Genomic DNA, 9,402 nt, shown 5'->3' with positions numbered 1-9,402 from the left:
GGTGTATAAGAGACAGCCTCGGGGACGGGCGCGGGCACCTTCCGGGTGGCGGCGGGGCGCTTCTTCTTCGCGGCGGACTTCCGCTTGGTGGCGGCGTCGGCGGCGGGAGCGCTCAGCACACAGGCGAGCGCAACAGTCAGGGCAAGACGGGCAGTGTTCACGATTCGGCGGATGCTAGCCGACCGGCGGGGCGGAAGACCAATGCCCCCCCGGGACGGGGAAACGCCCGTCCCGGGTGTGCGGGGACTCCCGCTTTCTCAGACGTCCAGCTCCTGGACCTCGCCCGCCATTTCGGTGATGAACTTGTAACGCGCCGAGACATCCTTGCCCATCAGGTCATTGATGATGCGGTCGGTCTCCAGCGCGTTGTCGATGGTGACGCGCAGGCTGATGCGGTTCTTCGCATCGAGCGTGGTCGTCTTCAGCTCATCGGCCGTCATCTCGCCCAGACCCTTGAAGCGCATGATGTTGGGCTTGGCGTTGCCCTTGGCCTTCTCGCGGATGATGCGGTCGCGGTCCGGTTCGTCCAGGGCCCAGTACGTCTCCTTGCCGATGTCCACCCGGTACAGCGGCGGCTGGGCGATGTGCACCGCGCCCGCTTCAATCAGGGGCCGCAGGTGCCGGTAGAAGAACGTGAGCAGCAGCGTGGCGATGTGGTGGCCGTCGCTGTCCGCGTCCATCAGCAGGAAGACGCGGCCGTACCGCAGCTTCGTGATGTCGAAGTCGGAGCCGATGCCGCAGCCCAGCGCGCTGACGATGTCCTGGAGCTCCTTGTTGGTGGCCACCTTGTCGGTGGACGCCTGCTCCGCGTTGAGCACCTTGCCGCGCAGGGGGAGGATGGCCTGGGTGCGCCGGTCGCGGCCCTGCTTGGCGGAGCCGCCTGCGGAGTCACCCTCCACGATGAACAGCTCGCTCGTGGATGGGTCCGTGGACGAGCAGTCCGCCAGCTTGCCGGGGAGGTTGAGCCGGTGGCTCACCGCGGACTTGCGGCTGATGGCGGCGGAGGCCGCGCGGGAGGCTTCACGCGCGCGGGCGGCCAGGATGATGCGCGCCAGCAGCGCTTCCGCGATGGACTTGTTGTCGTTGAGCCACTTCTCCAGCACCGGGCGGATGGCGCCGTCCACCTGCGCCGTCGTCTCCGGGTTGTTGAGGCGGCCCTTCGTCTGCCCCTGGAACTGGGGCTCCACCACGTACACGGAGAGGATGGCGGTGATGCCCTCGCGGATGTCCTCCGCGGTGAGCGACACGCCCTTGGGCGTCAGGCCGTGCGTCTCGATGTAGTTGCGCATCGCCTTGACGATGGCGGCCCTCAGGCCCGCCTCGTGCGTGCCGCCCAGGTTCGTGGGGATGCCGTTGACGTACGAGCGGATGTGCTCGTCCGTGGCCTCCGTCCACGCCAGCGCCACCTCCAGGCGGACCTCGTTGTCGCGCGAGAAGTAGAACGGCGTGCTGCCCGCGGGGACGATGGGCTTCTGGCGCTCGGAGACGACCTTGGTGAGGTACTCCGCGATGCCGCCGTCGTGCTTGAACGTCTCCGACACGGCGGGCGTGGCCGTCTCGTCCTTCCAGACGACGGTCATGCCCTTGTGCAGGTAGCTCTTCGCCTCCAGGCGCTCGCGCACCAGGGCCGCGTCGAACTTCTGCTTCTCACCGAAGATTTCCGCGTCCGGCTCGAAGGTGATGGACGTGCCGGTGCCGCGCGCGGGGCCCTCCACCTTGAGGGCGCTGGTCGCCCTGCCTCGCGCGTACGACTGCACGTGGCGCTTGCCGTCCTTCTTGATTTCGATGAGCAGCTTGCTGGTGAGCGCGTTCACCACGGAGCTGCCCACGCCGTGCAGACCGCCCGAGTGGATGTAGTTGCCCTGCTCGAACTTGCCGCCCGCGTGCAGCGTCGTGAGGATGACCTCCACGGCGGGCTTCTTGTGCTTGGGCATCATGTCCACGGGGATGCCGCGCCCGTTGTCCACGACGGTGATGGACTTGCCACCCTTGTGCAGCGTGACCTCGATGAGGGACGCGTAGCCGTTGATGACCTCGTCCACCGAGTTGTCGACGATCTCCCAGAGGAGGTGGTGGTAGCCCGTGCTGTCGGTGCCACCGATGTACATGGCCGGGCGCTTGCGCACCGGCTCCAGGCCTTCCAGGACCTGGATGTCCGCGCCTGTGTAGCTTTCCTTCTTGGTCGCCATGGCCTTCCCGCTACTCCTTCTTCTCCGGCAGCGGCACGAAGGTGACGGGCCGCGCCACCTCCTTCACCGTGTCGCGCTTGGACATCTCGTGGCCCTTGCCGCCGCGTGCCGTCACCGTGAACTTCGCCGGTGACAGGTGCAGCTTGCGGCCCTTCTGCGTCTCGAACTCCAGCGTGGCGTCCTTCTGACTGGCCGGCGCCGCGAGGAAGTCCACCACCTTGTCGCCCGCGTCCACCTTGATGACCTGGACGCCCTTGCCCGGACCCGCCAGCTCGTTCACCTCCGCCACCTTGCACACCAGGGCGTTGGTCTTCTCCGTGAGGACGGCGAGCAGGTCCTTGTCGCCCACCGGCTGCGTGCCGATGATCTCGTCGCCCTCGCCCGTCTTCGCGTAGCGGCGGCCGGCGCGGGTGGACACTTCCGTGTGCGGCTGGAGCAGGAAGCGCAGGCCCAGGCCCTGGCGCGTCACCGCTACCAGCTTCTCCGGCTGGGGCAGGCGGGCATCCTGGGACAGGGCGCCCACCACGCGCTCGCCGTCGTCGAACTTGAACAGCTTCTGCACCGGGTCGCCGTAGCCGGTGGAGGCCGGCACGTCGTTGAAGCGGGTGACGTAGGCGGTGCCGAAGTTGCTGAACAGCACCAGGTTCGCCTTCAGGCTGCCGGCGAGCACCGCCATCACCGCGTCGCCCTCACGCAGACGCGTGGTGGACGGGTCCTTCACCTCGCGCACGCGCTTGATCCACCCGTCGCGCGTAATCACGACGTGGGCGTCCTCGTCCGCGATGAACGCCTCCGCGGAGAACTCCATCTCCTCGGAGCCCGCGCCGCCGATGCGCGTGCGGCGCTTGTCGGTGTACGCGGCCTTGAGGCCGGACAGCTCGTCGTGGATGACCAACCAGCGCTTCTTCACGTCCTTGAGGATGCCCTCGATGCGCTTGATCTCCGCGCGCTTCTCCTTGAGCTCCTTCTGGACGATGAGGATCTCCAGCCGGGCCAGCTTGTAGAGGCGCATCTCCAGGATGGCGTCCACCTGCACTTCGTCCATCTTGAAGCGCGCCATCAGCTTCTGGGCGGCGTCCTGCTTGCCCTCGGACTGACGGATGATCCGGATGATCTCATCCAGCGCGTCGTAGGCCTTCTCGAAGCCCTCGAGGATGTGGACGCGCCGCTTGAGCTCCGCCAGCTCGTGCTCGAAGCGCTTGGTGACGATCTCCAGGCGGAAGTCGAGGAAGTAGCGGAGGATGGACTTGAGGTCCAACCGCTTGGGCGTGCCCACGTCCGGGTTGTCCGAGGGCACGAGGCAGGTGAGGTTCACGCCGAAGTTCGTCTGCAGCGGCGTGTGCTTGTAGAGGTACGCCATCACCAGCTCGGGGTTGGCGTCCTTCTTGAGCTCCAGCACGATGCGGACGTCCTTGGTGGACTCGTCGCGCACGTCGGTGATGAGCGGCAGCTTGCGCTCGCGCACCAGCTCGCCAATCTTCGCGACGAGCGTGGACTTGTTCACCGTGTACGGGATGGAGGTGACGACGATCATCTGACCGCCGCGCTTGAGCTCCTCCAGCTTGTACTCACCGCGGATGCGGACGGAGCCCTGGCCCGTCTCGTAGATCTCCCGCAGCTCCTTCTTGTCGTTGAGGATCTGCCCGCCGGTGGGGAAGTCCGGCCCCTTGATCCACTTGAGCAGGTCCTTGGTCTGCAGCTCCGGGTCGTTGATGAGCGCCAGCAGCGCGTCCACCAGCTCGCCCAGGTGGTGGGGCGGGATGTTGGTGGCCATGCCCACCGCGATGCCGGTGGTTCCGTTCATCAGCAGCTGCGGGACGCGCGCCGGGATGACGACCGGCTCCTCGCGGGTGCCGTCGTAGTTGGGGCGGAAGCGGACCGTCTTGCTGTCCAGCTCACCCAACAGCTCCGTGGCCAGCTTCTCCAGGCGGCACTCGGTGTAGCGGTAGGCCGCGGCGGAGTCGCCGTCGAGCGAGCCGAAGTTGCCGTGGCCGTCCACCAGCGGGTAGCGCAGGGAGAAGTCCTGGGCCATGCGCACGAGCGCGTCGTAGATGGCCGTGTCGCCGTGCGGGTGGTAGCGGCCCATGATGGCGCCAACGACCTGCGCGCACTTCTGGTACTTCGTGTCGAACGACAGGTTCAGGTCGTTCCACATGCCGTACAGGATGCGGCGCTGCACGGGCTTGAGGCCGTCACGCACGTCGGGCAGGGCGCGCGAGGTGATGACCGACAGGGCGTAGTTGAGGTACCGGCGGCGCGCTTCCTCGGCCAGGCCCGCGGGCAGACCGTCCCCGCCGCCGGCGCCGGACGCGCCGCCGCCTCCCTTGCCTCCGCCCCCTGCCGGGCCTCCCTGCTTCTTGCGCGACTTCGTTTCGGCTTCTGCGAGCATGGTCATGGAATCCAGATGGGTGTCACACGGGCCGCCCCCACCGTGCGTGACGCGGCGCGCGGGCCGCGTCGTTCGCGCTGCGACTACCAGTCGGGTCGGCCACTCAACGTCAGATGGCCGGGACTACCATGGGCCTCTGACATTGAGAACGAATTCGGGAGGTTGCGTCGGCTCCGACGCGGAACTTCTGTACGTCCGTACAGTCCTGTGCCTGCTTAGAACCCACCGCCAACCCCCCGGAATTCCGAGGGGAGCGGTGTCGGGGCCTGACTGGCGGCCTGCTTGGACTAGCCGTTGTCGCCGGGGGGATTGGCGCGGGGCTTCTTGCCCTCCGCGTCAGGGGCGCGGCCCCAGTTGCCGCTGCCGCGCTTGAAGATCTGCACGCCCTTGCCGGAGCTGCCGCTGGCCATCCCGTTGATGCTGGCGGTGAGGGCCTTGCCACCTGGCGGGTGGTAGATGACGCGCACCTTGCGGGCGGAGGGCAGGAGCGCGCTGGTGGCGTCCACCAGGAGGTAGACGGTGGTGCCGTCCGTCTGGATGCGCTCCGGATCCTGCCGGTTGTTGAGGTCCGCGAGCAGCTCGCCCGCGTCCGCGCTGGTGGCGTCAGAGCCCAGCTGGCGGACCTTCACGCGCAGGGCCATCTCCGGGGGCGCGTCCTGGCGCTTGTACTCCCGCACGCCCTGGATGACGACCGCCAGGTCGGCGCCGTTCTCCGGGGCCTTGTTGGCGGCCAGTCGCAGGCCGGACTGGGTGCTGGAGTCGGTGTCCAGGAAGAGGGTGATGTTGGCGCAGCGCTGCTTGCACTCCTCGCCGAAGGGGTCCTTGTTGAACTTCAGGCGCATGGCGAAGTCGCTGCCCTGGGGCCCGATGGTGGCGTCCACGATGACGGGCCGCTCGTCGTCCGGCGACGGCTTGTAGCGGAGGGTGGAGGCCGTCCGCCCGGCGGCGGAGGCGGTCGCGCCGACCAGGAGCGAGCAGGCGAGCAGGGTGGGCAGGCGCTTCACGGAAGGGGACCTCCTGGCGGCATGGGACAGCGAACGGGGGCATTCAACGGGAACAGGCCCCGGGGCGGCAAGCCTGGGGCGTAGAGTGGCCGCCAGGAGGACAACCATGCCCACGCCGTATGTACGCCAGCTCAAGCTCGGACCGATGGACAACTTCGTCTACCTCGTGGGCCCCCAGGATGGCCCGGAGGTGGTGGTGGTGGACCCGGCGTGGGACGTGCCGGCCATCGAGGCCGCGGTGGCGAAGGACGGCAAGCGCCTGGTGGGCGCGTTCGTGTCGCACTGCCACGGCGACCACATCAACGGTCTGGAGGAGCTGCTGTCGCGCCACGATGTGCCGGTGTACGCGCAGGCGGAGGAGGTCGACTTCTCCAGCGAGCTGCGCAAGCGAGGCGGTGACGCGCTCAAGCTCCTGAAGGCGGGGGACCCGGTGCCGGTGGGCGCGCGCACGTTCCAGGCCCTGCACACACCCGGGCACACGCCGGGGTCGCACTGCCTGCTGGCCGAGGACGCGCTCGTGTCCGGGGACACGGTCTTCATCAACGGGTGCGGCCGGTGCGACTTCCCGGGCGGCAACCCGGAGGACATGTACCGCTCGCTGTCGCAGGTGCTGGCGAAGGTGCCGGACTCCGCGCGGCTGTTCCCGGGCCACGACTACGCGGACGTGCCGGTGGCCCAGATGGAGGCCATCCGGCAGAAGAACCCGTACTTCGGCTTCCCGGACATGGCGTCCTTCGTGGCCTTCCGGATGCGGCCGCGCAAGTAGCGCGCGGCCCCTGACTCACACCCTCCGCGCGCGGGCCATGGGCGGCATCTTCACGCCGCCCGTCGGCTTCGCGTGCATGGCCCAGTACGCGGACACGGCCAGGAGGGCCAAGGACAGCAGCGTCCACAGGGCCGCCCAGACGATGGACGGCACCCACGTCTCGCTGGCGAGGATGGCCGCGTCGCTCTGGGCGCGCACCGCGCTGTTCCACAGGTCGTCCCTCAGGTCGAAGATGACGTAGAGCGCCGTGAAGGCCGCGAGGAACAGGTTGATCGCGTCCACCAACCCCGTGGGCAGGAAGCGCGCGCCCAGCCCCATGGCCAGCGCCATGCCCAGGCAGAAGGCCAGGGTGAAGAGGTCCCCGGCGTAGAAGAAGCCCATCACCGCCAGCCACACGGACGCCGCGCCCATCACCGCGCGGCCCAGCCGGAAGCGGAACGTGGCCAGCATCAGCCCCGCGCCCGCCACCGCGCTGCCCAGGTAGCCCGCGGACGACACGACGATGCGGTTGAAGACGCCGGGCGGCAGCCGGGAGAAGCAGCTGCCCCCTTCGTTCAGCTGGAGGTGGACCCGGTCCACGGAGCCCCCCACGAGCAGCGTGGCGAGGGCATGCCCCGTCTCGTGCATCATCACCACCAGCACCTTCACCGGCCACAGCACCGGCGAGTACCAGAAGTACCAGGACGCCCCCATCAGCAGGAGGAGCAGCGCCAGCCTTCCGAAATCCAGTGTCGCCCCGCTCGCGGTCCGCATCGCTGGTCCCCTCCTGCCTGGACACCGGAACATCCAAGCGTGTTCCATCTTCCGCGAAAACGCCCGCCCCGGACACCGGAACGGTCGCGCCCGGGCGGCGGACGGAGTAGGGAGGGGACACCATGAAGAAGACGCTCCTTCTCCTCTCGCTCGTGGCTGCCCCGGCCTTCGCCGGGGAAGGGAAGTGGACCCCGCAGCAGGTGCTGGAACTGAGCCCTGCCTGGCTCAAGGCCCAGGGGCTCCAGCTGCCGCCCAACAAGCTGTGGGACCCCAAGCGCGGCACGGGCCTGCTGGCGGGCACGGTGAACACCGGCGGCTGCTCCGGGTCGTTCATCTCCGCCTCCGGCCTCATCATCACCAACCACCACTGCGCCTTCTCCATCATCCAGGAGCACAGCTCCCCGCAGAAGGACCTCATCACCGACGGCTTCCTCGCGAAGAGCCAGTCGGAGGAGCTTCCGGGCAAGGGCTCGCGCGTGCAGGTGCCGCGCGGCTTCAAGGACGTGACGGCGGAGGTGAACGCCGCGGTGCCGCAGGGCGCGGACGACCTCGCGCGCTACAAGGCCATCGACCGCAAGCAGAAGGAGCTGGTCGCCGAGTGCGAGAAGCGTCCCGCGACCCGCTGCCAGGTCGCCACCTTCGACGGCGGCGTGAACTACACGCTGGTGGACGCGGTGGAGCTGCAGGACGTGCGCCTGGTCTACGCGCCGCCGCGTGCCGTGGGCGAGTACGGCGGGGAAGAGGACAACTGGATGTGGCCCCGCCACACCGGCGACTTCGCCATCATCCGCGCGTACACCGCGCCGGACGGCAGCTCCGCCGCGTTCAGCGACAAGAACGTGCCCTACAAGGCGGAGTTCTTCTTCCCGCTGTCCACCGAGGGCGTGAAGCCCGGTGACTTCGTGATGGTGCTGGGCTACCCGGGCACGACGTACCGCACGCTGCTCGCGGACGAGATGGCGGAGCGCCAGGCGCGCTTCTACCCGCGCATGCGCGACGTGCTGGGCGAGGCCATCCGCATCCTGGAGGCAGAAGGGGAGAAGGACCCGGCCGGGAAGATCGCCGTGGCCTCGCAGCTCAAGGGCCTGCACAACGCCTACAAGAACGCGGGCGGGCAGCTGGCGGGCCTGCAGCGCGGCCACATCGTGGAGAAGCAGCGCGACACGGAGGCGGCCACCGTCGCCTGGGCCCAGAAGGACGCGGCGAAGTGGGGCGAGGCCCTCAAGGCCCGGGACGCCCTGCTCGCGGAGCAGCAGGAGTCCGCCAAGACGTTCGACCGCGAGTTCCTCCTGGGCATGTCCGGCCGCCTGGCGCGCGGACCCGCGCTGGCCACGTCCGTGGCCCGGCTGGCCATGGAGCGCGCGAAGCCGGACCTGGAGCGCCGTCCGGAGTACATGGACCGCGAGGTGCCGCGCATCAAGGACCGCCTGGAGCGCGAGCAGAAGAACCTCTTCCTCGCCGCGGACAAGGCCTTGCTGCACGCCTTCGTGAAGCGCGCGCAGGCGCTCCCCGCGGACGCGCGCATCACGTCCGTGGACGCCGTCTTCGGCAAGACGTACTCGGAGAAGGACGTCACCGCGAAGATCGACTCGCTCTACGCGGGCACCAAGGTGCTCACGCTCGCGGAGCGCCTGAAGATGGCGGACGAGTCCGTGGGGCAGCTCACCGCGCGCCGCGACCCGCTGCTCGCGTTCGGCATGGAGCTGGCGAAGGAGCAGGCCGCGCTGGACGACACGCGCGACCGGCGCCAGGGCGCGTCCTCCCGGCTGCGGCCGGCGTGGCGCAAGGCGGTGATGGCGCAGGCGGGCAAGCCGATTGCTCCGGACGCCAACAGCACGCTGCGCGTGTCGTTCGCCAAGGTGCAGGGCTACACGCCGCGCGACGGCGCGGTGTACCTGCCGCAGACGACGCTGAGCGGCATGCTCCAGAAGCACACGGGCGAAGAGCCCTTCAACGCGCCGGAGAAGGTGCGCGCGGCCGCGGCGGCGAAGAAGTTCGGGCCGTGGGCGGACCCCCGGCTGAAGGACGTGCCGGTGGACTTCCTGGCGGACGCGGACACCACGGGCGGCAACTCCGGCAGCCCCACGGTGAACGGCAAGGGGCAGCTCGTGGGCGTGAACTTCGACCGCGTGTGGGAGAACGTCGCGAACGACTTCGGCTACAATCCGGACGTGGCCCGGAACGTCAACGTGGACGTGCGCTACCTGCTCTGGCAGCTGGACCAGGTCGAGGACGCGGACGCGCTCCTGCGCGAGCTCAACATCCGCAAGGGCAAGCCGGTGGCCAAGGAGGCGCGCTGAC

The 9,402-nt window shown here is 69.0% G+C and carries 6 protein-coding genes; 2 read left to right on the top strand and 4 right to left on the bottom strand.

The window, feature by feature from the left end:
* Nucleotides 1-257 precede the first annotated feature (257 nt).
* The 3 genes from D7W79_RS13005 to D7W79_RS12995 all read right to left on the bottom strand — a co-directional run bounded on the left by D7W79_RS13005 (nucleotide 258) and on the right by D7W79_RS12995 (nucleotide 5,582).
* Nucleotides 258-2,189, bottom strand: coding sequence for a DNA gyrase/topoisomerase IV subunit B (locus D7W79_RS13005; RefSeq protein ID WP_120525691.1), 1,932 nt, complete (start codon nucleotides 2,187-2,189; stop codon nucleotides 258-260).
* A gap of 10 nt (nucleotides 2,190-2,199) precedes the next feature.
* Entirely contained in the window at nucleotides 2,200-4,578 is a 2,379-nt protein-coding gene (locus tag D7W79_RS13000) for a DNA gyrase/topoisomerase IV subunit A (RefSeq protein ID WP_208729720.1), read from the bottom strand.
* Between the two features lie 287 nt (nucleotides 4,579-4,865).
* Nucleotides 4,866-5,582, bottom strand: a complete 717-nt coding sequence (locus tag D7W79_RS12995) for a hypothetical protein (RefSeq protein ID WP_120525689.1) — start codon at nucleotides 5,580-5,582, stop codon at nucleotides 4,866-4,868.
* A 106-nt stretch (nucleotides 5,583-5,688) separates the two neighbouring features.
* Between D7W79_RS12995 and D7W79_RS12990 the strand changes: the two genes are divergently transcribed.
* On the top strand, nucleotides 5,689-6,348 hold the full coding sequence (locus tag D7W79_RS12990) for an MBL fold metallo-hydrolase (protein ID WP_120525688.1): 660 nt from the start codon (nucleotides 5,689-5,691) through the stop codon (nucleotides 6,346-6,348).
* Nucleotides 6,349-6,363: 15 nt separating this feature from the next.
* Here D7W79_RS12990 and D7W79_RS12985 read toward each other — a convergent pair whose 3' ends face one another.
* On the bottom strand, nucleotides 6,364-7,101 hold the full coding sequence (locus D7W79_RS12985; RefSeq protein WP_120525687.1) for a M50 family metallopeptidase: 738 nt from the start codon (nucleotides 7,099-7,101) through the stop codon (nucleotides 6,364-6,366).
* Between the two features lie 122 nt (nucleotides 7,102-7,223).
* On the opposite strand from D7W79_RS12985, the gene D7W79_RS12980 reads away from it, so the two are divergent.
* Complete coding sequence (locus tag D7W79_RS12980; RefSeq protein WP_120525686.1) at nucleotides 7,224-9,401, top strand: S46 family peptidase; 2,178 nt, start codon at nucleotides 7,224-7,226, stop codon at nucleotides 9,399-9,401.
* The last annotated feature ends 1 nt before the right edge of the window (nucleotide 9,402 follow it).

Source organism: Corallococcus exercitus (genome assembly GCF_003611585.1).
Classification (GTDB): Bacteria; Myxococcota; Myxococcia; order Myxococcales; family Myxococcaceae; genus Corallococcus; species Corallococcus exercitus.
Note: the sequence above shows the minus strand (reverse complement) of the source record. Positions and strands in the feature narration are given on the sequence as shown.